This is a genomic window from Bradyrhizobium sp. 187 (assembly GCF_023101005.1).
Classification (GTDB): domain Bacteria; phylum Pseudomonadota; class Alphaproteobacteria; order Rhizobiales; family Xanthobacteraceae; genus Bradyrhizobium; species Bradyrhizobium canariense_D.
Genome location: NZ_CP064693.1, coordinates 7,365,059 through 7,389,337, shown reverse-complemented (window position 1 = coordinate 7,389,337; position 24,279 = coordinate 7,365,059). Strand labels below are relative to the sequence as shown.

17 protein-coding genes are annotated in these 24,279 nt (G+C 63.2%); 10 read left to right on the top strand and 7 right to left on the bottom strand.

Annotated elements, in window-relative coordinates; translation table 11 throughout:
• Positions 1–17: 17 nt before the first annotated feature.
• Positions 18–947, bottom strand: a complete 930-nt coding sequence (locus IVB19_RS35520; RefSeq protein WP_007598081.1) for a response regulator — start codon at positions 945–947, stop codon at positions 18–20.
• Positions 931–4,302, bottom strand: a complete 3,372-nt coding sequence (locus tag IVB19_RS35515) for a hybrid sensor histidine kinase/response regulator (protein WP_018455940.1) — start codon at positions 4,300–4,302, stop codon at positions 931–933. Before IVB19_RS35515 ends, IVB19_RS35520 begins: the two co-directional genes overlap by 17 nt.
• 175 nt (positions 4,303–4,477) lie before the next feature.
• On the opposite strand from IVB19_RS35515, the gene urtA reads away from it, so the two are divergent.
• The 9 genes from urtA to IVB19_RS35470 all read left to right on the top strand — a co-directional run bounded on the left by urtA (position 4,478) and on the right by IVB19_RS35470 (position 15,769).
• Positions 4,478–5,737, top strand: a complete 1,260-nt coding sequence (gene urtA, locus IVB19_RS35510) for an urea ABC transporter substrate-binding protein (RefSeq protein WP_018455941.1) — start codon at positions 4,478–4,480, stop codon at positions 5,735–5,737.
• Positions 5,738–5,885: 148 nt separating this feature from the next.
• Complete coding sequence (gene urtB, locus IVB19_RS35505; protein ID WP_018455942.1) at positions 5,886–6,812, top strand: urea ABC transporter permease subunit UrtB; 927 nt, start codon at positions 5,886–5,888, stop codon at positions 6,810–6,812.
• A 17-nt stretch (positions 6,813–6,829) separates the two neighbouring features.
• Positions 6,830–7,969: an urea ABC transporter permease subunit UrtC gene (gene urtC, locus IVB19_RS35500; RefSeq protein WP_018455943.1), complete on the top strand. Its 1,140-nt coding sequence runs from the start codon at positions 6,830–6,832 to the stop codon at positions 7,967–7,969.
• Positions 7,970–8,087: 118 nt separating this feature from the next.
• The gene (gene urtD, locus IVB19_RS35495; protein WP_018455944.1) at positions 8,088–8,843 is read left to right on the top strand and encodes an urea ABC transporter ATP-binding protein UrtD; all 756 of its coding nucleotides are present in this window, start codon (positions 8,088–8,090) and stop codon (positions 8,841–8,843) included.
• A gap of 11 nt (positions 8,844–8,854) precedes the next feature.
• Entirely contained in the window at positions 8,855–9,544 is a 690-nt protein-coding gene (gene urtE, locus IVB19_RS35490; RefSeq protein ID WP_018455945.1) for an urea ABC transporter ATP-binding subunit UrtE, read from the top strand.
• 27 nt (positions 9,545–9,571) lie between these two features.
• The gene (gene fmdA, locus IVB19_RS35485) at positions 9,572–10,801 is read left to right on the top strand and encodes a formamidase (RefSeq protein ID WP_007598072.1); all 1,230 of its coding nucleotides are present in this window, start codon (positions 9,572–9,574) and stop codon (positions 10,799–10,801) included.
• Positions 10,802–10,891: 90 nt separating this feature from the next.
• Positions 10,892–11,266 (top strand): FmdB family zinc ribbon protein, encoded by a 375-nt coding sequence (locus tag IVB19_RS35480; RefSeq protein WP_018455946.1) that lies wholly within the window; start codon positions 10,892–10,894, stop codon positions 11,264–11,266.
• 40 nt (positions 11,267–11,306) lie between these two features.
• On the top strand, positions 11,307–12,347 hold the full coding sequence (locus IVB19_RS35475; RefSeq protein ID WP_018455947.1) for an aliphatic amidase: 1,041 nt from the start codon (positions 11,307–11,309) through the stop codon (positions 12,345–12,347).
• 302 nt (positions 12,348–12,649) lie between these two features.
• The gene (locus IVB19_RS35470) at positions 12,650–15,769 is read left to right on the top strand and encodes an autotransporter outer membrane beta-barrel domain-containing protein (protein WP_247295926.1); all 3,120 of its coding nucleotides are present in this window, start codon (positions 12,650–12,652) and stop codon (positions 15,767–15,769) included.
• Positions 15,770–15,772: 3 nt separating this feature from the next.
• Here the strand turns inward: IVB19_RS35470 and IVB19_RS35465 are convergent, their stop codons facing one another.
• From IVB19_RS35465 to IVB19_RS35445, 5 genes are all read right to left on the bottom strand, one after another.
• Entirely contained in the window at positions 15,773–16,603 is an 831-nt protein-coding gene (locus IVB19_RS35465) for an MlaD family protein (RefSeq protein WP_018455949.1), read from the bottom strand.
• A gap of 158 nt (positions 16,604–16,761) precedes the next feature.
• Complete coding sequence (locus IVB19_RS35460; protein ID WP_247820802.1) at positions 16,762–18,981, bottom strand: acetate--CoA ligase family protein; 2,220 nt, start codon at positions 18,979–18,981, stop codon at positions 16,762–16,764.
• Between the two features lie 157 nt (positions 18,982–19,138).
• Positions 19,139–20,119, bottom strand: coding sequence for a glycosyltransferase family 2 protein (locus IVB19_RS35455; RefSeq protein ID WP_085361926.1), 981 nt, complete (start codon positions 20,117–20,119; stop codon positions 19,139–19,141).
• Positions 20,120–20,270: 151 nt separating this feature from the next.
• Positions 20,271–20,840, bottom strand: a complete 570-nt coding sequence (locus IVB19_RS35450) for a class GN sortase (RefSeq protein ID WP_085361925.1) — start codon at positions 20,838–20,840, stop codon at positions 20,271–20,273.
• 189 nt (positions 20,841–21,029) lie between these two features.
• Positions 21,030–23,291: a marine proteobacterial sortase target protein gene (locus IVB19_RS35445; RefSeq protein WP_247820800.1), complete on the bottom strand. Its 2,262-nt coding sequence runs from the start codon at positions 23,289–23,291 to the stop codon at positions 21,030–21,032.
• A gap of 183 nt (positions 23,292–23,474) precedes the next feature.
• Between IVB19_RS35445 and IVB19_RS35440 the strand changes: the two genes are divergently transcribed.
• A complete protein-coding gene (locus IVB19_RS35440; protein WP_247295928.1) occupies positions 23,475–24,245 on the top strand; it encodes a helix-turn-helix transcriptional regulator in 771 nt (256 codons plus the stop codon).
• Positions 24,246–24,279 lie beyond the last annotated feature (34 nt).

The window sequence follows — 24,279 nt, the reverse complement described above, 5'->3', positions numbered from 1 at the left end:
ACTCACTCGGAGCAAGACTACGAATTCCTTCTTGTCGCATTCGTTGCAATCGCCGCAGCCGCGGTCCGGTTCTCGACTCCAAGCTTGGAGTAGATCTGCTCGAGATGCTTGTCGACCGTGCGCGGGCTCAAGCCCAAAATCTGCGCGATGTCGCGGTTGGTTTTGCCCTTGCTGAGCCAGGCCAGCACCTCGCCTTCGCGGGTAGTGAGGCCGAGCTCGCTGGTGAACTCGGGTGGCGGCGCGGTGCCGGATTCCCTGGAGAGCCGCAGCAGGAACTCGTTCGGTGCGGTCTCGCCCATGTAGTACAGCCGGAGCTGAGGATTGTCGGGCAAGGAAGCCGCCTGAGACTTCGAGCTGCCCTTGCCCTTCGCCTGCTCCAGCCATTGCAGCAATGATACCGGCAGGACGAAATCGTCGTCGGCCTGCGCGCCGTGGTGGTCCGCCAGCAGCTTCTGCGCCTGCGGGGTCGCCCACAACAATTTGCCCTGGCGGTTGACCGCGAACAGGAATCGGCCGGAGACATCGAGCGCGGCGCGTGCGCTTTGCGTCAGCCGCGCATTGCCGAGATGAACGCGGATCCGCGCCAGCATCTCCTCGATCACGATCGGCTTGGTCACGTAGTCGACGCCGCCGGCCTCCAGCCCGCGCACGATGTGCTCGGTCTCGGCGAGCCCCGTCATGAATATCACCGGGACATTGGCAAGGCCCGCATCGCGCTTGAGGCGGCGGCAGGTCTCGAACCCGTCCATGCCCGGCATCACAGCGTCGAGCAGCACGATGTCAGGCGTGATTTGGTCGACGATACGCATCGCGGCCGCGCCATCGAGCGCCACCATCACCGTCATCCCGGCGCTGTCGAGCGCGTCGGTGAGCAGCCGCAGCGTCTCCGGGGAGTCGTCAACAACGAGCGCGACGTCGCGCTTTTTCGACTCAGTGCTCATACGCATGCAACGTCTTCAATGTGGCCATGTACTGGCCGAGATCGAAGCGGTCGATCAGCGACCGCATTTCCGCGACGAAGTCGGCATGTTCAGGGTGCTCACTGCCGATCTCGTCCAGCTTCAACTGGATAGCCTTGACGTAGCCGATCTGACCGAGCCCGATCAGAGCCTCGATGTGTCGTACAGGCGGCCGCGAGCCGCTCTCCGGCCGCCACAGCGGCACCGCGATCTCCTCCGAGCCGTATTGCCATTCGACCTTGAGAAGCTGGCGGATACTTTCCAAAAGCCTGGGAATATCGATCGGCTTCATCAGGTAGCCGTCGTGGAAAGGCTGTGCCAGCGGTGTGCCGTGCGCCTCGAGCGCGCTGGCAGACACCATCAGGATGCGCGCCTGATGGTGGCCGCTGGCGCGCAGCGTCTCCGCCACCGTCCAGCCGTCCATGCCAGGCATGGAGATATCGAGCAGGAACAGATCAGGCCGGCAGTGCTGGGCTAGCGCCAGGCAGCCAGGCCCGTCGGGCGCGCTGAGCAGGATGAAGCCGAGTGGGGTCAACACCTCGCGCAGGAGGTCGCGATGCACGGGATCGTCGTCGGTGATGAGGATGGTCTTGCGCGCGCCGTGATAGCCCGAGATCGGGGCCTCCACCGGCGCAATGCGCTGCGGATTGGTGACTTCGGATAGCAGCATCTTGACCTTGAACGTGCTGCCGCTGCCGACCGTGCTCAAGACCTTGATGTCGCCGCCCATGACGCCGGCGAGCAACCGGCTGATGGTGAGGCCCAGCCCCGTGCCGGTCTGCGGCTGCGAGACACCGAGCGCGCCACGTTCGAAAGGTGCGAAGATGCGTTCGAGATCGTCGCCCTGGATGCCGGGGCCGGTGTCGATCACCTCGAACTCCGCGACCGGGCTGCGATAGTGCACCACGAACTGCACACTGCCGACCTGGGTGAATTTGATCGCGTTGGACAGCAGATTGATCAGCACCTGGCGCAGCCGCTTCTCGTCGGCATAGACCACGACCGGCAAATGCGCCGGCCGCCTGAACACGAAGTCGATGCTCTTGGCCGCGGCCTGAAGGCGGAACATGCCGACGAGCTGGTCGAGGAATTCGGTCAGGCGCACCTCGTCGCGCGACAGGTACAGCCGCCCCGCCTCGATCTTGGAGATGTCCAGAATGCCGTCGATCAGGCCGGAGAGGTGATCGGCGCTGCGGCGGACGACGCGGACCTGGTCGCGCGGCTTGGTGTTGAGCGTGGTGTCCTGCTCCAGGAGTTGGGCATAGCCGCTGATCGCATTCAGCGGCGAGCGCAGCTCGTGGCTCAGGCCCACCACGTAGCGGCTCTTGGCGAGGTTGGCGGATTCTGCGATTTCCTTGGCGCGCTGGAGCTCGGCATCGGTGCGCTTGTGGGCGTCGATCTCCTGAATCAGCAGCGTGGTCTGGCGTCGGGTCTCGGCCTCGGCGGCCCGTCGGCTCTGCTGCGCCAGCACGAACAGCCAGGCCACCACGCCGATGATGATGCTGAGCGAGAAGAACACCTTCCAGAGCACGTTGGAGACGAGCATGTTCTCGCCAGGCACGCTGACCGAGCTCTGGAGGTAAATCAGCCCCAGCACCAGCGCGACGAGGCCCGCGGAGACCACGAACACACCGATGTAGTGGCCGAACTGCGAGTTGATCCGCTGATAGATCGCCTGCGGCAAGATCCTGGCGAGTGCGTCGGCGAACTGCACCTGCGCGCGCGCATGCGGTTTGCACAAATCGTGGCAGCGCGCATCGAGCGAGCAGCATAGCGAGCAGATCGGGCCGGCATAGGCAGGACAGGAGGTCATGTCCTCCGGCTCGAAATGGTGCTCGCAGATGCAGCACTGGATCGATTCGATGTTGGCCCAACTCCTCTTCGGCTTGCGCGCGATGTAATATTTTCCGTCGGTGAGCCAGGCGATGACGGGCGCGGTGACGAAGGCGACCGTCAGCGCGACGAAGGCCGCGAGCGCTTTCATGGTCGAGCCGAACAGGCCGTAGAATGCCGCGATCGAGACGATGGTCGCGATCGTCATCGCGCCGACGCCGACCGGGTTGATGTCGTAGAGATGGGCGCGCTTGAACTCCATCTGCGGCGGGCGCAGGCCGAGGGGCTTGTTGACCACGAGATCAGAGACCAGCGCACCGACCCAGGCGATCGCGACATTGGAGTAGAGCGCGAGCGTCTGCTCCAGCGCCTTGTAGACGCCGATCTCCATCAGCAGCAAGGCCACCATCACGTTGAACACCAGCCAGACGACCCGGCCCGGATGGCTATGAGTGAGACGCGAGAAGAAGTTCGACCAGGCGATCGAGCCTGCATAGGCGTTGGTGACGTTGATCTTGAGCTGCGACAGGATCACGAACGCGCCGGTGAGTGCCAGAGCCATGTCCGGCTGCGACAACACGTAGCGAAACGCCTCGAGATACATGTGCGCAGGCTCGGCCGCCAGCTCGCTGGAGAGGCCGTGGCTCAGCGCGAAGAAGGCGAGAAACGAGCCCAGCAGCAATTTCAGCGCGCCGAAGATGATCCAGCCGGGCCCCGCGATCAGCAGGGCGGCCCACCACGACGTTCGCGAGGTGCGGCGGTCGCGCGGCAGAAACCTGAGGAAGTCGACCTGCTCGCCGATCTGAGCCACCAGCGAAAACACCACGGAGGATGCTACGCCGAACAGCAGTAGATCGAAATGTCCGCTGGGGTCGCCGTGCTCGCCGGCGAATTTGCGCCATTCCGTGAACGAGTAAGGGTTGGCCCAGGCGATCGCCGCGAAGGGCAGGATGTGCAGGATGATCCAGATCGGCTGCGTCCAGAGCTGGAAGCGGCTGATCAGCGTGATGCCGTAGGTGACAAGCGGGATGATCGCGACCGCGCTGATGAGATAGCCGATCGGGCGCGGAATGCCGAAGCACATCTCGAGCGCCGTGGCCAGGATCACCGCTTCGATCGCGAAGAAGATGAAGGTGAAGGAGGCGTAGATCAGCGACGTGACGGTCGAGCCGATATAACCGAAGCCGGCGCCGCGGGTGAGCAGGTCAATGTCGATGCCGCATTTGGCGGCATAATAGGCAATCGGGACGCCGCAGCAGAAGATGATGATGGAGACGACGAGGATCGCGGCGGTGGCGTTGGTAACCCCGTAATTCAGGGTGATGGTGCCGCCGATCGCCTCAAGCGCGAGAAAGGAGATGGCGCCCAGGGCAGTGTTGGCGACGCGGGCAGCGGACCACCGGCGCGCGCTCTTGGCGGTGAAGCGCAGCGCGTAGTCTTCCAGCGTCTGGTTGGCGACCCATTGGTTGTACTGGCGCCTGACGCGATCTATTCGCTGCCGCCCTGCCACTTCAGCCCCCACTCCTACTCCCGAACGCGCCGGACCCCCTCGCAAAATCCGTACCAAAAGCCTACGTCGTCATTTTGCGGTGCAGTATACGCGATCTTGCGTATGCTTGCAGTGCACAAATTCGAGCCATCCTCACGGCACCAATCGCGTGTCCTCGAACAACAGTGGGGTGCTCATGTCAGACGAAGCGAACAAGGGCCTGTTATCGCCGCTCCGGCGCAAATTATTGATGGGAATGGCGGCCGTGCCGGCCATCACCATGCTACCGCGAGCATCTTTTGCGCAGGCCCCAGCGACCTCGGCAGTCAACACCACGGGTCTCGCGGTCACCGACACCGAGGTGACGGTCGGCATCCTGCATTCGGCGACCGGCACCATGGCCATCTCCGAGACCGGCTCGATCGAAGCCGAAAAGCTTGCCATCGAGCAGATCAATGCCATGGGCGGCGTGCTCGGTCGCAAGATCAAGTTCATCCAGGAAGACGGCGCCAGCGACTGGCCGACCTTTGCCGAGAAGGCCAAGAAGCTGCTGGTCAACGACAAGGTCGCGGCGATCATGGGCTGCTGGACCTCGGCGTCCCGCAAGGCCGTGCTGCCCGTCATGGAGCAGTACAACGGCATGCTCTATTACCCGACCTTCTACGAAGGTCTCGAGCAGTCCAAGAACGTGATCTACACAGGTCAGGAAGCCACTCAGCAGATCCTCGCCGGCCTGAACTGGATCGCCAAGGAGAAGGGCGCCAAGTCGTTCTTCTTCATCGGCTCCGACTACATCTGGCCGCGCACCTCGAACAAGATTGCGCGCAAGCATGTCGAGAACGTGCTGAAGGGCAAGGTGGTCGGCGAAGAGTATTATCCGCTCGGCAATACGCAGTTCAATTCGGTCATCAACAAGATCAAGCTGACCAAGCCCGACGTGATCTTCACCGACGTCGTCGGCGGCTCGAACGTCGCGTTCTACAAGCAGCTCAAGGCGGCCGGCATCGACCTCTCCAAGCAGGCGCTGCTCACGATCTCGGTGACCGAAGACGAGATCGACGGCATTGGCGGCGAGAACATCGCGGGCGCCTATGCCTGCATGAAGTACTTCCAGTCGCTCGACAATCCGAACAACAAGACCTTCGTTCCTGCGTTCAAGAAGATGTGGGGCGAGAAGACCGTGATCGGAGACGTCACCCAGGCTGCCTATCTCGGACCGTGGTTGTGGAAGTTGACGGTGGAGAAGGCGGGCTCCTTCGACATCGACAAGATCGCCGCGGCGTCGCCGGGCATCGAGTTCAAGGGCGCTCCGGAAGGCTATGTGCGCATCCACGAAAATCATCACCTCTGGTCGAAGACCCGGGTGGGACGCGCCAAGCTCGATGGCCAGTTCGAACTGATCTACGAGACCGCCGATCTGGTCGAGCCGGATCCGTTCCCCAAGGGCTACCAGTAAGACGAGATCTATCAGTTAGTCACGGCGTTCGTCGCCGTTTCCCTCTCAGGCAAAACCTCTCCCTGGCGTGGACCGCAAATCCACGCCCAAGACCCCCGCGTCGCGAACCTGCTCGCGACGCGGGACCCTTTCCCGACGGAGGACATCGATGTTCGGCGACTACTCGCTTGGTGACCTTGGCTCCATCTTCGTCATGCAGGGCTTTGCAGGACTGATCCTGTTCTCCGTCTACGTCCTGATGGCGCTGGGTCTTGCGATCATCTTCGGCCAGATGGGCGTCATCAACATGGCCCATGGCGAGTTCATGATCCTTGGGGCCTACGTCACCTGGATGACCTCGAGCTTCTTCCAATCCTATTTGCCGAGCCTGTTCAGCGGCTATTTCTTCCTCGCGATGATCCTGGCCTTTGTCGCATCCGGTGCGTTGGGGATGCTGGTGGAATGGGTGCTGATACGGCATCTCTACAAGCGCCCGCTCGACACGCTGCTCGCGACTTGGGGCCTCAGCCTGATCCTGCAACAGGCCTATCGCTCCGTGTTCGGCGCGCGCGAGGTCGGCGTCGAGCTGCCGCAATGGATGCTCGGCTCGCTGCACGTGACCGACAGCATCGAAGTGCCGATCAACGGCGTCTTCGTGATGTGCCTCACCGTCCTGATCACTGTCGGCGTCGCCTACGTGATGTACAAATCGCGCTGGGGTCGACAGGTGCGCGCCGTCGTGCAGAACCGCATCATGGCCGGTGCCGTCGGCATCAACACCGAAAAGGTGGATCGCTACACTTTCGGCCTCGGCTGCGGCATTGCCGGTGTCGCTGGGAGCGCCTTCACCATGATCGGCTCGACCGGGCCGACCTCCGGACAGCTCTACATCGTCGATACGTTCCTGGTGGTCGTGTTCGGCGGCGCGGCAAGCCTGCTCGGCACCATCGCATCGGCCTTCTCAATCTCGCAGACCCAATCCACCCTCGAGTTCTTCCTGTCGGGCTCGATGGCTAAGGTGCTGACGCTGCTTGCCGTTGTCGGAATCCTGATGCTGCGGCCGCAGGGTCTCTTCGCCCTCAAGGTCCGCAAATAACAAGAAGCAGGCAAGTCATGGTCATCAACTCACGCTTCTTCAATCGATCCGAGCTCATGGGCTTCCTCGTGCTGGCCGCCGTGCTGTTCGTGATCCTGCCGCTCTCGCTGGATGTGTTCCGTCTCAACCTCGTCGCGAAGTATCTGACCTACGCCTTCGTCGCGCTCGGTCTCGTGCTGTGCTGGGGCTACGGCGGCATTCTCAGTCTGGGGCAGGGCGTGTTCTTCGGCCTCGGCGGCTATTGCATGGCGATGTTCCTCAAGCTGGAGGCCTCCAGCGTCGAAAATACCAAAATCCAGTCGACGCCAGGCATCCCGGACTTCATGGACTGGAATCAGATCACGTCACTGCCACTGTTCTGGCAGCCGTTTCACAGTCTCGCCTTCACCATCCTCGCCATCATCTTGGTCCCCGGCATCTTCGCGCTGATCATCGGCACTGCGATGTTCAAGCGGCGCGTGGGCGGCACCTACTTTGCCATCATCACCCAGGCGGTGGCGGCCATCCTCACCATCCTGATCGTGGGCCAGCAGGGCTACACCGGCGGCATCAACGGCATGACCGACCTGCGCACCCTCAAGGGATGGGACATCCGGCCCGACCACGCCAAGGTCATCTTGTACTTCGTCGAAGTGGTGCTGCTGTTCGCCTGCATCGGCATCGCGCAGTTCATCCGCCTGACCAAGCTCGGCCGCATCCTGGTGGCTATGCGCGAACAGGAGGACCGCGTCCGCTTCTCCGGCTACAGCGTCGCCAACTTCAAGATCTTTGCGTTCTGTATGGCCGCGGTTTTCGCCGCGATCGGCGGGGCCATGTTCGCGCTCAATGTCGGTTTCATGTCGCCGTCCTTTGTCGGCATCGTGCCGTCGATCGAGATGGTGATCTACACCGCGGTCGGCGGACGGATGTCGATCTTTGGCGCGATATGGGGGGCCATTCTGGTGAACTTCGCCAAGACCAGCCTGTCGGAATCCTTTCCGCAACTCTGGCTGTTTGGTCTCGGCGCGCTGTTCATCGCGGTCGTGCTCGCTTTCCCGAACGGCCTGTCGGGGCTCTGGGCCGACTATGTGCAGCCGCGCGTCGACCGCCTTTTCGCCTCGCGCAAGAAGCCGGGCTGGAGCGACAATTCGGTTGCCGACGGCGCACCAGCAGAGTGAGGAGACCATCATGCTCGTCGGTCATCACGATGCCGATGCCATGCTGGCAGTGAGGAGATAGGTCATGCTCGTCGGTCATCGCGATGCCGATGCCACGCTGGCAGTGAGGAGATAGATCATGCTCGTCGGTCATCAGCCCAAGGAATTCCTGCTCGCGGTCTCCGGGCTGACGGTTTCCTTCGACGGCTTCAAGGCCGTCAACGATCTCTCGTTTTACGTCGAGGAGAACGAGATCCGCGTCATCATCGGCCCCAATGGGGCCGGCAAGACCACGGTGCTTGACCTGATCTGCGGCAAGACCAAGGCGACCGAAGGCTCGATCCAGTTTCGCGGGACCGAGCTGACCAAGCTGAAGGAGAACGAGATCGTCAAGGCCGGCGTCGGCCGCAAGTTCCAGACGCCGTCGGTGTTCGAAGACCTCACCGTGTTCGAGAATCTCGAGATCTCGTTTCCGCGCGGCCGCACCGTATTCGGCTCACTCACGTTCCAGCGTGACCAGCTGGTGAGGTCACGCGTCGGAGAGGTTGCCGAGATGATCTTCCTCAAGGACAAGCTCAACACCTATGCCTCCGAGCTCAGTCATGGCCAGAAGCAATGGCTCGAGATCGGCATGCTGCTGATTCAGGATCCTGACCTGCTCATGCTGGACGAGCCCGTCGCCGGCATGAGCGTGTCCGAACGCACCAAGACCGCCGAGCTGCTCAACCGCATCATCAAAAACCGCTCGGTGCTCGTGATCGAGCACGACATGAAGTTCGTCGAGGACATCGCGCACAAGGTCACCGTGCTTCACCAGGGCCAGATCCTCTCGGAAGGCACCATGGAAAAGGTGAAGAACGATCCCAAGGTCGTCGAAGTTTATCTCGGTCACTAAGGAGCGCGACGATGCTGGCTATTTCTGATCTTCACGTCGCCTACGGCCAGAGCGAGGTGCTGCACGGGCTCAACGTCAAAGTCGCGCCCAACGAGATCGTGGCGATCATGGGTCGCAACGGCATGGGCAAGACCACGCTGATGAAATCGCTGATGGGGATCCTGCCGGCCAAGAGTGGCTCGGTGACCATGGACGGCGCCGAGCTCGGCAGCCTGCCGAGCTACGAGCGGGTGGCCAAGGGGCTCGCCTATGTGCCGCAAGGCCGCATGATCTTTTCTACCATGACGGTGAAGGAGAACATCGAGACCGGCCTCGTGGTCTCCGGCGGAACCGAAGTGCCCGGTGACATCTACGAACTGTTTCCGGTGCTGCTGGAGATGAAGGACCGCCGTGGCGGCAATCTCTCCGGCGGCCAGCAGCAACAACTCGCGATCGCTCGTGCGCTGGCGACCAAGCCAAAAGTGCTGCTGCTCGACGAGCCGACCGAAGGTATCCAGCCGTCGATCATCAAGGAGATGGCGCGCACGCTCAAGCACATCCGCGACGAGAAGGGGCTTTCAATCGTCGTGTCCGAGCAGGTCCTGAGCTTCGCGCTCGATATCGCCGACCGTGTGCTGGTGATCGAGAACGGCGAGATCGTCCGTGATGATCCGCGCGGCGCCGTCGATGCCGCACAGGTCTCGAAATATCTGTCCGTCTAACCAACCGTGTAAAAGGGGAGCCTCTCGATGCCAGAGACACTGATCAAGGTCGATCTCACCAAGTCGGCCTATGAAAATGACATGGTGCATAACCGCTGGCACCCCGACATTCCGATCGTGGCCTGGGTCAATCCCGGCGACGACTTCATCATCGAGACTTATGACTGGACCGGCGGTTTCATCAAGAACAACGATTCCGCCGACGACGTGCGCGACATCGATCTGTCGATCGTGCACTTCCTCTCCGGCCCGATCGGCGTCAAGGGCGCCGAGCCCGGTGACCTCCTCGTCGTCGACCTGCTCGACGTTGGCCCGATGAAGGAGAGCATGTGGGGCTTCAACGGCTTCTTCTCCAAGCAGAACGGCGGCGGATTTCTTACGGATCATTTCCCGCTGGCGCAGAAGTCGATCTGGGACATCAAGGGTCTCTACACCTCGTCGCGGCATATTCCGGGCGTCAACTTCGCCGGCCTGATCCATCCCGGCCTGATCGGCTGTCTCCCCGATCCGAAGATGCTGGACACCTGGAACAAGCGCGAGGCCGAGCTGATCGCAACCAATCCGACCCGTGTGCCCGGCCTCGCCAATCCGCCGTTCGCGCCGACCGCTCATGGCGGCCGCGCCAAGGGCGAGGTCAAGGACAAGATCGGAGCCGAAGGCGCGCGCACCGTGCCGCCGCGGGAGCATGGCGGCAATTGCGACATCAAGGACCTTTCGCGCGGCTCGAAGATCTACTTCCCGGTCTACGTGCCCGGCGCCGGTCTCTCGATGGGCGATCTCCACTTCAGTCAGGGCGACGGCGAGATCACCTTCTGCGGTGCGATCGAGATGGCCGGCTGGCTGCATCTGAAGGTCGAGGTGATCAAGGACGGCATGGCGAAGTACGGCGTCAAGAATCCGATCTTCAAGCCGTCGCCGATCACACCGAACTACAAGGACTATCTGATCTTCGAAGGCATCTCGGTCGACGAGGCCGGCAAGCAGCACTATCTCGACGTCACCATCGCCTACCGCCAGGCCTGCCTGAATGCGATCGAATATCTGAAGAAGTTCGGCTACTCCGGCGCCCAGGCCTATTCGATCCTTGGTACGGCACCGGTTCAGGGGCACATCTCCGGCGTCGTCGACGTGCCCAATGCCTGTGCCACATTATGGCTGCCGACGGAAATCTTCGACTTCGACGTGATGCCGTCCTCGGCAGGTCCGATCAAGCACATCAAGGGCGATATCCAGATGCCGATATCGCCGGACAAGTAATCCCTGCGCGACCGGATGCGAGACGGCGTATCTGCCGCCCCGCATCCGCCGCGACAGTTCTCTCACAGACAACAGCGTAGGGATGATGCGATGCCGGTCTATGAATATCTCTGTGACGATTGCGGTCCGTTCAAGGATATGCGCCCGATGGCCGAATGCGACGATCCGCAAGCCTGTCCGCAATGTGAAATCATGGCGCCCCGCGTGATTCTGACCGCCCCGAACTTCTTCTGCATGCCGTCGGAGACGCGCAAGGCTCACGCCGCCAACGAGCGCAGCACGCACGCGCCGCAGACGCTGGCGCAATACAAGGCCTCGCATGGCCCCGGTTGCGGCTGCTGCTCCACGGGCAAGAATTCGTCAAAGAACGCGCCGGATAAGAACAAGCCGGCGCGGCTGGTGACCAAGACCAGGAGCGGTGCCAAGGGTTTTCCCACCGCGCGGCCCTGGATGATCAGTCACTGATTCACGCGGCAATCTCAAACAGAGTAGAGGAGCAATTCAAATGCTTCACGGTGACATCTCCAGCAGCAACGACACCGTCGGCGTCGCGGTGGTCAACTATAAGATGCCGCGCCTGCACACCAAGGCCGAGGTGCTCGACAGCGCCCGCAAGATCGCCGACATGGTGGTGGGCATGAAGACCGGCCTTCCCGGCATGGACCTGGTGATTTTCCCGGAATACTCCACCCAGGGCATCATGTACGACTCCAAGGAGATGTATGAGACCGCTTGCGCGGTGCCCGGTGAAGAGACCGCGATTTTTGCGGAGGCCTGCCGCAAGGCCAAGGTGTGGGGCGTGTTCTCGCTCACCGGCGAGCGCCACGAGGAGCATCCGCACAAGGCGCCCTACAACACCCTGATCCTGATGAACGACAAGGGTGACATCGTGCAGAAGTACCGCAAGATCATGCCGTGGGTGCCGATCGAGGGCTGGTATCCCGGCAATTGCACCTATGTCTCCGACGGCCCGAAAGGGATGAAGGTCAGCCTGATCATCTGCGACGACGGCAACTTCCCGGAGATCTGGCGCGACTGCGCCATGAAGGGGGCCGAGCTGATCGTGCGCTGCCAGGGCTACATGTATCCGGCCAAGGAGCAGCAGATCCTGATTTCAAAAGCGATGGCATGGGCCAACAATGTCTATGTCGCGGTCGCCAACGCTGCCGGCTTCGACGGCGTCTATTCTTACTTCGGTCACTCCGCGATCATCGGTTTCGACGGCCGCACCCTCGGCGAGTGCGGCGAGGAGGACTACGGCATCCAATATGCCCAGCTGTCGAAGCATCTGATCCGCGATGCGCGCCGCAACGGCCAGTCGCAGAACCATCTCTACAAGCTGGTCCACCGCGGCTACACCGGCATGATCAATTCCGGCGAAAGCCCGCGCGGCCTCGCCGTCTGCCCCTATGATTTCTACAAGAACTGGATCGCCGATCCCGAAGGCACCCGGGACATGGTCGAGGCGATGACGCGCGCGACGCCCGGTACCGCCGAATGCCCGATCGACGGCATCCCGAATGAAGCGGCGCCCACCAATTACTAAGCCGTTGCCCAAATCAGTGTGTGTGAAGGCGTGCCGCTCGCTCCCGTTGGGACGCGGCGCCGCCCCAGATGATCAGTCATTGATGTGAACGACGGTCAATACTGCGACCGAACCGCACACGCAAACGTCGTGGATCGACCAGGCTGCGCCGGAAAAGCGTGCCTCTGGTGCAACATGGTCCGCTGAATCAGTCCGGTTTTGCTGTCCCCAGCGATTCCGCCGATTCCGTAGTTCCACGGAGGGGCCCGGCGGCCTAGTTTGCCGGCGGCGCCGCTGGGGAGCGCTGGACTGAGGGCATCAAAGTGGAATTTGGGCCGCCGAAGGCTGGTCGGATTGGGCTGCGCCTTGCCGCGGTCGCTTCGTCTGTCGTGGCGGTCGTTCTCAGCCTCGGCCTATCGGCGACACCTGCGCAGGCGGACTGCGCGCCCGACCCGGCGGCAAGCGGGCAGACCGTCACCTGTAGCGGCACCGATGCCGACGGCTTTGCGGCAAGCGGCGGCGTCACCAATCTGACCGTAAATGTGCTGACTGGCGCCAGCGTCAACGATAACGGCACGGCGGCGATCAACGTCAATGACACCAACGTCATCACTAACAACGGCACGGTGGCGGCGGGCTCGGGCCTCACCGGCATCAATGGCGGCAATTCGAACACCGTGACCAACAACGGCGCCATCACGGTGCTTGATAACGGCCTCGGTATCTCCGCGCTCGATCACAACATCATCATCAATGCCGGGACCGTCACCACCGGCGACCACGGCAGCGCGATCTCGGTAGGAAACAACAATAGCGTTAGCAACAGCGGTGCGCTGTCCATCGGCGCGTCGGGCGCGGGCATCTTCGCGGTCCAGAGCAACACGATCACCAACGCCGCGACGGGCACGATCACCGGACTCGATGATTCAATCGGGATTTTCGCTTCGTTCGGTGGCACGACCGTGACCAATGCAGGCGCGATCAAGGTCGGCGATTCCTCCGGCTTCTCCGGCGGCATCGTTGCGACCATGGATAACAACACGGTCACCAACACCGCCACCGGCACGATTTCGGTCGGGCAGGGTGCCGCTGGCATCTTTATGCAGGGTAGTTTTCAAATCGTCAGCAATTTCGGCGCAATCACGGCCGGCGACTTTGGTGCCGGCATCGCCTTGTTCGGTGATGACGCCAAGGTCACCAATAGTGGCTCGATCAAGTCGGGCGATGGCACGTCCGCCGGCATTGCGGTGCAGGGCAATCGGGTCGCGATCAACCAAAACGGGACGATCAGCGTGGGTCTGGGCGGTGCGGGCATCGCGTTTACGGGCCTGTCCTCCACGATCAGCAACAATGGACGGATCACAGGGGCCGATTTCGCCGAGGGCATCGTAGCTCTCGGTGATTCCAACACCATCATCAACAGAGGTACGATCACGGTCGGCGATTCCGGCTTCGGCATCGACGTGAGCTCGTTCACAACGACAAACCACGTTGTCAATACCGGAACCATCACCGTCGGTGCTGGCGGCGTCGGCATCAGCGTGAGCGGCGGGGCCAACGTCTTCAACTCCGGGACCATCAACGCTGCGGCCGGAATCGCTGCAATCGAGTTTTGTGTCTGCGGCCCCAACACGCTGACGCTAGGACCCGGCAGCATCATCAACGGCCTGGTGCTCGGCACTGGCGTCGACACGTTCCAGCTCGGAGGCATCGGCAAGGATACGTTCAACCTCGACCTGATCGGTCCCCTTCTTCAGTATGACGGCTTCTCGACCTTCAACAAGGTCGACAATTCGACCTGGACGGTGACCGGCACGGGTAATCAGGACTGGAACGTGCTGGGCGGCACGCTCACGCTGGCCGGCACCATCAATGGCAATGTGAGTGTCGCGGCCGGCGGCACGTTCGGTGGCGTCGGCACGGTCGGAAGCTCCATCTCCGTCAACGGCGGTACGCTAGCACCGGGCAGTCCCACCGGGACGCTCAACGTGTCCGGTGATCTCTCGTTTACGTCGGCGTCGCACTACATGGTGCAGGTCTCGGGCACCAGCAACGGCGTCGCGGTCGTCACGGGAACGGCGACGCTCGCCGGCGCCACGGTCGTCGTCGTACCGACCGGCTCGATCGCGAAGCACTACACGATCCTGAACGCGGGCACGCTGCCCGACAGCTTCAATCCGGTCGTCGCGGGTTTGTCATCGAACCTGCATGCGACCCTGAGCTACGACCCCAACAACGTCTTCCTGGATCTCGCGCTGGGCTATGGCGGCGGCCTCAATATCAACCAGCAGAATGTCGCCAACATTCTGACGCACTACTTCGACAACACCGGCAGCCTTCCCGTGGTGCTGGCGAATCTCTCGCCGACGGGACTGACGCAAGCCTCCGGCGAATCAGGGACGGGATCGCAGCAGACGACGTTCAATGCGATGAACCAATTTATCGGCTTGTTGACCGACGTCTTCAGCGCGGGACGCGGCGGCGCACCGGGCGCGACGCCCTATGCCGACGAGACGAACGCGACTGCCTATGCCGCGACCCGCAAGAACGCGAACGAAGCCCTTGCTTCGATCTACCGCAAGGCACCGCCGCTGACATTCGAGCAGCGCTGGGACGTCTGGGCCGCCGGCTATGGCGGCTCGCAGGCCACTGACGGCAATGCGGCGCTTGGCTCGAACAACGCCACCAGCAGCGTGTACGGCACGGCGGTTGGTCTGGATTATCGCTTCTCGCCGTCGACGATCGTAGGTTTTGCGCTCGCCGGCGGCGGCACCGGCTTCAATGTCACCGGGCTCGGCTGGGGCCGCTCGGATTTGTTCCAGGCCGGCGCCTTCGTGCGTCACAACGCAGGACCGGCCTATGTCACGGCCGCGCTGGCCTATGGCTGGCAGGACGTCACGACCAATCGCATCGTCACCGCCGCCGGCGTGGATCAATTGCGTGCGCAGTTCAACGCCAACGCGCTCTCGGGCCGTGTCGAGGGCGGCTATCGCTATGCCTGGCAGTGGATCGGCCTCACCCCCTATGCGGCGCTCCAGGCCACCGTGTTCAGCCTTCCGAGCTATTCGGAGTTCGCTGTGGTCGGCAGCAACGTCTTCGCGCTGAATTATGCCGCCAAGGACGTGACCAGCACCCGCACCGAACTCGGCCTGCGCGCGGACAAGTCCTTTGCCGCAGCCGGCGGCCTGATAACCTTGCGCGGCCGCGTCGCCTGGGCGCATGACTACAATCCGGATCGCACCATCGGTGCGGTCTTCCAAACGTTGCCGGGATCGGCGTTCGTGGTGAACGGCGCCGCCCAAGCACACGATTCCGCGCTGACCACAGCGGCGGTGCAGATGAGCTGGATGAACGGCTGGTCTGCGTCGGCGACTTTCGAGGGCGAGTTCTCGAACGTCACCCGCTCTTACGCCGGCAAGGGCGTCGTCCGCTACGCGTGGTAGGCGCTACCGTTTCTGCTGCGCCGGCTTCCGGGGCGGTCGCGGAGCGGCGGCCGGCGTGGGTGTCCCGCTCATCTTGTTGGCGGCTTCGCTGACGTCGAGCAGCGAGCGACGGATGTCATCGAGGAAGTTCGCCGATTTCTTTTTCATGGTGTCGGCGAGTTCGTGCAATCCCTGGATCTTTTCGAACAGCTCATCCGCCTTGCCGTCGGCAAAGCCGGGCACCACGCCTTCGATCTTTGTGACCGCCTTGTCGAAGCCCGCGAAGGCGCTGTCGACCCTGGCCATGACGGAATCGATTTCGCCGCCCTTGCTCCGGAGATCGGCGGTGTAGTTCTCGAACGTGCGCAGGCCTTCCTTGATCGCCGGGGCGTTGCTGACGATCGTACGGTCGACGCTATGCAGGGTGTCGACGATCGATTCGGCATCGCTGAGATCGGCGGTCAGCACGGGGACGCCGTCCGAGTCCAGCGGCACTGGCGGCGCCGAGGGCGCGCCGCCGATCAGCGAGACCGCGGCGACGCCGGTGAGGCCCTGGAACTCGATGCCCGCGACGGTGTCCTTGCGTATCGGCGCGGTATTGTCGAGCATCACCAGGGCCACGACCTTGCGCGGATTGTCCAGCTTGATCGACAGGATTTGGCCGGCGGGGACGCCATCGAAATTGACCGGTCCGCCGCGGCGCAATCCGCTGGCGGAGCCCCCCTCGAATACCACGCGCAACTGGCTGCGGCTCTGGAGGGTGCGCCATTTCTGCACGCCGAGCACGCCGCCGAACGCCACGGCGATCACCGCCAGCGTCGCCGTTCCGATCACCAGATTGCTCGCGCGTGCCATGCGGGATGATTTTACGGCCAAAGCGGGGAAGTTGGAAGGATGATGGCGTGGCCGCAATAATAGGATGGGCGAGTTAGGGAAGCGTAACCCGCCACTTCCTCTCGCGTTTTGTCGCAAGGATTGGCGGATTACGCTGCGCTAAACCGCCCTCAGCGACATCAATGCCCGGCGGTGTTCTTGGCCGCAGCATTGTTCAGCACGATCAGGGCATCGACGGCGACGCCTGTTTTGGCATTGATCAGGAACGGATTGACGTCGATCGAGGCGATCCGGTCGCCAGCATCCGCGATCAGGTTGGACAGGCCGACCAGCGCCTTCACCGCGGAGGCCTCGTGCAAGGCCGGTTTGCCCCGATAGCCGCGCATCTTGATACCGGCCTTGGTGCGGCCGATCAGGAGTCGAGCCTCAGCCTCGTCCAGCGGCGCGCCGGCGAGCGCGACGTCCTTCATCAGCTCGATGTCGATGCCGCCAGTGCCGAACAGCACGACCGGGCCCATCTCGGCATCGAGGGAGGCGCCGACCACCAGTTCCAGATCTGCCTTCACCTGTTGCGCGATCAGGATGCCGTCGAGCTTCGGCTTGCCCTTCAGCTTGCTCAGCCGCGCGGTGATGTCGGCGAACGCCTTCTTCACCGCGGCCGGGTTGTTGAGATTCAGCACCACGCCGCCGATATCTGATTTGTGCAGGATCTCGGCGCTGACGACTTTGGCCACGACGGGGAAGCCGATCTGCTTGGCGATCTTCACGGCCTCGGCTGCCGCCTGTGCGATTGCCTCCTTCGAGATCGGGATGCCATAGGCCTTCAGCAGCTTCTTGGAGGCGACCTCGTCGAGCGCGGCGCCAATTGCCGATTTCAGCGCCTTCTCAAGCACGGCGCGCGCTGCAGGCTTCGAGCTGGAGACGATATCAGGCACTTCCTTGCGCAGCTTGGCGTAGTCGAGCAGCGACTTGATCGCAGTCACCGCGCGATCCATGCCCTGCATGACCGCGAGATGCGGCAGCGACTTGCGCAAGGTCTTGGTGAACTCCGTGAAGCCGATCGACATCGCGCTGATATAGATCACCGGCTTGCCGGCCCGGCTCGCCATCTCGTCGACGATGCGCAGATTGCGCTCGCGCAGCTCGTGCGGCGCTTTCGGCAGCTCGGCATCGATGATGACGATGTCGATATCGGGGTCGTCGATCATCAGCCCGATCGATTTCATGTAGACGGAGGGATCGACCACCGCGGCAAAGCCGGCGTCGAGCGGGTTGCCGACGATCGAGCCCGGCCCGAGCATCTTTGCCAGCTCCGAGCCGACATGCGAGCTGAGTGGTGCAAAATTCAGGCCTTCTGCATCGAAGGCGTCGATCAGCATGCCGCGCTTGCCGCCGGATAGCGTCACTGCGGCGAGCCGGTCGCCCCTGGGCACTGCGGCGTGGACGAAACATTCGGTGGTCTCGATCAGCTCGTCGAGCCCGCCGACCCTGATGACCCCTTCGCGCGTTGCAATGGCGTCGAAGGTCTCGATCGAGCCCGCGAGCGCGCCGGTATGTGCCATCGCCGCCGCGCGGCCGCCCTCGGACGCTCCGAGCTTGAGCGCGATCACCGGTTTGCTCGCGGCGCGCGCCGCCTTGCAGGCGTCCCGGAATGCCTTGGTGTTGCGCACGCCTTCGAGGTAGACCACGATCACCTTGATGCTAGGATCCTCGGCGAAATAGCGCATCAGGTCCGGCGTCTCGAGCCCTGCCTCGTTGCCGGTCGTCACCATGTAGCCGACCCCGACGCCGCGATCTTCCAGGGCCTGGCGGATCGCCATGACGATGGCGCCGGATTGCCCGGCAATCGCCACCGCGCCCTGTTCCATGGTGACGATACGGTCGTCGATATTGGTGAAGAGCTTTTCGCCCGCGCTCAAATTGCCGAGGCAGTTCGGGCCGGTGACCGCCAATCCCGTCTCGCGCACGGCCGCTTGCAGTTCGGCGGCGAGCTTCTGGCTTTCCTCGTCCTGCAACTCGCTGAAGCCCGAGGTGACGATGGTGGCCGAGCGCGCGCCGGCCGCGGCGGCATCGCGGATCACCTGCACGGCAAAGCGCGCCGGCACCAGCACCAGCACGTGGTCGGGCTTCTCCGGGAGGCTTGCAAAGTCCTTGTAGCAGGGGACACCCCAGATGGTGTCGCGCTTGGAATTGACGGGATAGAGCCCGCCCTCGTAGCCGTATTTGACCAAATTGTTCCAGATGCGCTCGGCATAGTTGCCGGGCTTGTCGGTCGCGCCCACCAGCACGATGTTGCGCGGATGCAGCAGGGCGTGGATGCCCTTGACGATGTCGCTGGCATCGGGCGGCGGAGACCATGGGCGCGATGAAGCTGAGGCGGCAGATACGCGAGCTTCCATGGTGTGACCTCACCTGTTGTTCTTGTTGGCGGTGCGTCTCTGTTCTATGGCGAGTTCTTCGGACTGGCAACCACGTGGGCGGGTATGCCGTGCGGTGGAATGAGCGCGCGCCAAGCCCTGGTGATCGACATTTTGGGATCACTGCTCGCGCCGTGGTTCAGTATCGCAGGATGCCGAGCTTGTAGGCGTAGTGATAGGCCAGCTGCTTCGCCAGATAAGGAGCGATGGCGCGCCGGATCTGCATCTGTGTCGGTTCGAAGCCGAGAATGCGTCGCCGCAGGATGCCCATCTCCCTGACGCCGACCGCATAGGTCGATGCCGTCTTTTGTGCGTCATGGATTCGGAAGCAGGCGAGAAATCGCGGCAAGCGTGCAAATTTGAATCCTGCGGCTTGCGCCCGCAGGATGAAGTCCCAGTCCATCGCGTAGTGTAAGCTCTCGTCGATCGGCCCGATCCTGTCCCATACGCGCTTGCGCCAGAACATCGTCTCTTGCGGAATGTAGTCGGCATATCGCAACGCCTTGCCGTCATGAGGCGGCAGCACGGCGCGGCCGACCTCGAGTCCCTCGCGATCGATGAAGACGCGATGGCCGTAGACGACGTCGACACGCGGATGTGCGATGAAGTAATTTGCGACATACGCAAGTGTCCCGGGCAGCAGCACGTCGTCGCTGTTGAGATAGGCCATGATCTCGCTCTCGGCGCCGACGAAGCCGAGATTGATGGCGCTGGATTGCCCCTTGTCCGGTTCGCTGCTCCAGCTCAGGCTATCGCCGCGCCTCTTCAGGAGATCGAGCGTGCCGTCGATCGAGGCGCCGTCCTGCACGTGATAATACAGGTCCGGATAGTTCTGGCTGACGATGCTGTCGATCGTGGCGCCGAGATATTGCGCATGGTTGTAGCTCGGAGTGACCATCGCGATTCTGGGCGCGCCCGGATGGATCGCAGGAGCTCGCGGGAAAGCCGTCAGGTTGAGCAGGCGCGGCGGATATTGCTCGAAGGTCCACATCGGCGGGCGGCGCCAGAGGCTCCGAAGCGAGGAGCGTCTTTGCCCGGCGGCGATAAGATCCTGGTTCCTCTCCAGGAGCGCGACGCGGCTTTCCAGCTGTTCGAGACGCTGCCTGAACTCCTCATCCATCACCGTCTTCTCGCAAATTACAGCGGAAATGCTCAATAGGCCATTCTGATGGGTCTGCGGTCGACGGCGCCGGTTCAGGGGTTCCATCGAGCGGCATTGTCCCTACAGGTCGGGCGGATTCAAGAGGGGGGTGCGGATCGATTGCGAACCGCTATTCATCAGTGCCGATCAGGGTAGCATGCAGGATGTAGCGCTCGGGGCCGGACGCGACGGCGTTGAACGGCCAGCAGGTCGCGAGCACGAGTTCGGCTGCCCGTGCCGCAGGATCGATCCCCGAGGCATCGAAGCGAACCACAGCGGAGGAATCCGCGCGAAAACGAAAGTGCTTGCCATCACTGCGTGTGACGTCGATCAGGTCACCAATGGCGACATTCCGCAGGAAACGGAAATGAGTGTCGCGGTGCGCTGCATATACGGCAACGCCCCGCTCGCCCGCGTCAGCCGTTTGGCGGATATGGCCGGGCCCGAAAGCGAGCGCCTGGCCGCTCGCGCCTTCCAGTACGATCGCGCGGGCGCCGATCCGCCTCACCTCGATTCGCGCAACCGGCCAAGTATCGGCCCATGACCATGGCCTGACCACCTCGCCGGTCGCAACGCTCTGGTCGAATGCGCGCTCCAGCAGCACCTGCGCGAGCCATGCTTTGGCATGGATGTAGGCGCCGTCGCCGAACAGGATGATGCCGATCAGGGCGAGAGCGAGGGGAGAGATGATGCGCGGCATTGTACTAATTCCCGTCATTGCGGGGAGCGAAGCGACGAAGCAATCCAGACTGTCTCCGTGGATGAGTTTCTGGATGCTTCGCTTGCAATGACGAAGGTGAGAGGGCGAGTTCAAAAAGGCGCGCGCGGCCGTTGGTGTGTGGGACGGGCAGCCGCGCGCGCTAACAGAGGAGTTCGGGGGGCTCCTCTCTCAAGCGGCGTCAGTGAGCAAGGACTGACGCCGCTTGAACACGAACCGGATCAGGGCGAGCACGACCAAGATCAGGCCTGCGGTCATTTTCAGCTCGGCCGAGGTCGCGGTCTTGGGCAGGCGGATCGCATCCGGTGCAGCGGGCGTCGGTCGCCTCGTGGCCGGCTGGTTGCGTGCATCGGCGTGACGCTCGCGGAGCTGCGCTGGGACCTGCTGTCGTTCGCCAAAGACCTTCGCGAAATCCCAACCGGCCGGCAGGTTGATCGGCAATTCGCTGGGCTTGAGCGGCTCGCCTTCGGGACGGCTCGGCGTCTTGTCGACCGCGACGAGGCTGGTGAGCCGCGTGACGATCTGATGGTCGAGCGCCAGTGCCAGGATTGCCTTGTCCGAGTCTTCGGGCGTCATTTCGCGCAGGGTGCGCGCCACTTCGGCATCGGCGATCTTGCGCTTGGCCCAAAGCTTCGACAGGCCGTTGCCTTCGGCCGTATTTTGCAGCGGCAGCGTCACCGACCATGGGCGGTCACCGACGCGGCCCTTGATTTCGACCGAGCCCGCAAGCGTGTCGAGCTTTGCCGCCAGCACCAGCGGCTCGTCGCGATAGACGTCGGGAATGATCGTCGGTGTGACGTCGGCCTTCGCTTCGGAGAACTTTACGCTCAGCCCGGTCACGGCCGGGTTCTCGAGCTTGGCAAACAGGCCGCGCATGCGCTCCTCGACCTGCTCGACGGAGCCGATATGGGTGAAGGCACCGCGGCCGAGCTCGGCGGCGCGCGTCATCAGATAGGTGTTGGGCGCCGACCCGATGCCGACCATGAACACGCGCGAGCGGCCGCGCATCGCCGTGATCGTTTCGAACAATTGCTGCTCGTTGCCGATCGCACCGTCGGTCAGGAATACGACCTGGCGAACCATGCCGGCGTCGCCAAGCTTGTCGGTCAGCGCGGCCCGCATCGCCGGCACCATCTCGGTGCCGCCACGCGCCTGCAGCGCGCTGACGAACGAGGTGGCTTCACCGACACGCTCGGCATCCGCCGCGACGGAGACCGGAAACAGCACGTCCATGGTATCGTCGAAACGGATGACGTTGAAACGGTCGGTCGGCTGGAGACGGGAGAGCGCGTAGGTGAGGCTCGCCTTGGCCTGAACGATCGACGTGCCGCCCATCGAGCCGGAATTGTCGATCACGAATATCACCTCGCGCGGCCGCGGCTTCTGCGTCGCCTGCTCGGCGGCGGGCGGGGTGACAAAGGCAAGCAAATAATCGGCGTCGCCGACGCGCTCGCGAAATAAGCCGACCGACGGCGCCTTCACGGCCGCTGGCTTCCAGGTCAGTTCGAAATCGCGGTCGGCAGCCACGGCACCGTCGGCAAGCGAGACGATTCGCATCGTATTGTCCGGGCTCGCGACCTTGACGTTATGATGGGGGCTCGTGACCTCGCCGAGCGCAAAGCCGGCGTTCAGACGCACCGTGATGCTGGTCGGATTGACCGGTGCATTCCTGGCGGGATCCAGCACGGGCGGCGAGATGCGGTCGCGGTCCGGCACCGGGTCCGAGTTGGTCGCGCCCCAGCCGGAGCCATCGTTGCGGAAATCGACGCTCTGGACGATCGGCGCCGGATTGTAGCGCGGCCCGACCACCAGCGGCAGGCGCAGCGAATATTCGTTGCCGGATTGATGCACCGGCTCCTGATATTCGATCTGCACCAGCACGGTTTCGCCAGGGCCGATATTGGCGACCGAGTTGGTGAAGATGTTCGGCCGCTCCTGCTCGGTGAGCGCGGCCTTCTGGCCGGCGCGGCGCGCCTCTTCGTAGATCATGCGCGCCTGTTGCCGCTCCTTGATGTCCCCGACGATGACGCGGTTGCCGACCACCATCTTCAGCGAATCGACGGCGCCGTCCGCGGGGAGCGGATAGACATAGGTCGCCTCGACCCAGTCCTTCGTCGGGTTGCGAAAGATTTGGGTGACTCGTGCTCGCAGTGTCGGGCCCGACACCGTGATGTCGACGTCGATGCCGAGGCGGATCGCTTCCGTGTAGGCGCCATCCTCCTTGAGGAGGAGAGAACCGGATTTGGCATCGCCGGGCTGGAGCAGGCTGGCCTGCTCCGTCGTCGCCGACCAGCCCGGCTCGAAGCTCACCAGCAGGGCCACGAAGGCGACCAGCATCACCGCGATGCCCTGCGCCAGAAGGAACAGTCCGACCACGATCAGTCTGCCCAGCCAAGGGTGTTCGTTGCTGTCCGTCGTGTCAAAAGTATCCATTTGGCCTGCTCCCGAGCATGTTTGCTGGCCCCGAGCATCCGCCGGGACGGCCCGATTTCGCGAGCAGAATGATCGGCAATGTTCCGCCACGGCCGGCCCGGCCGGCCGCCTCCGAGATGGCGAAGTGCGGTTTTGTGCTGGTTTGTCCGTCCTGCTAGGATGTCGTCCTGGAGCAGGGCCACGATGCAGACGCAGGACAAATTCACCGACAAGCAGCTGTCGGACGAGCAGAGCCGCGAGATCGCGGAGACCATTCGCGAGGAGCTCGCCAGGCGCCGGATCTCCCGGCAGGCGCTGGCCGAGCAGGCCAAGCTCAGCCTGTCGACGCTGGAGAAGGTGCTCGGCGGCCGACGGCCGTTCACGCTGGCGACCACGGTGCGGCTGGAGCAGGCGCTGGGCGTCTCCCTGCGCAGAAGCGCCGCCGTAGTGACGCCTCCGGCCGCAAACGATGTCGCGCCCGACAGCCTCGGCTCCTATGCCCATCGCGCGGTGACGTGGCTCGAGGACGTCTACATCACGCTGCGACCGTCGTTCGGCGACAAGGACGCGATCTTCGCCTACCGCACCGAGATCGTCTGGGAGCCGAAGGTCTCTTCACTGGTGTTCCGCGAGGGCGAGCGGACCGATGCCGCCTATGAACACACCGGCGAGGTCGCCGTGCCGCATCAGTCCGGCTTCATCTATCTCGTCATCATCAAGCACGGCCAGCATCGCGTGATCACTGTGTCGCGGCCGACGGTCGCCGGCGAGATGTACGGGATCATCTCGACGCTCCGCGCCGGTCCCGGCTCGCAGCTGACGCCGATCGCAGCGCCGATCGCTTATGTGCCGCTCCGAAACTTCGCGAAGCCCTCGCTGGGTCGGGTCGCGCCCGGCGATGCTAACCACGAATTGTACCAAAAGCTTCTGCGCCGAACGGTGGAAGAATCGTTCGCGCTGTTTCTGTCGGTATAGCCCGCAAGAAATTATCCGGAATGACGAGCATGCG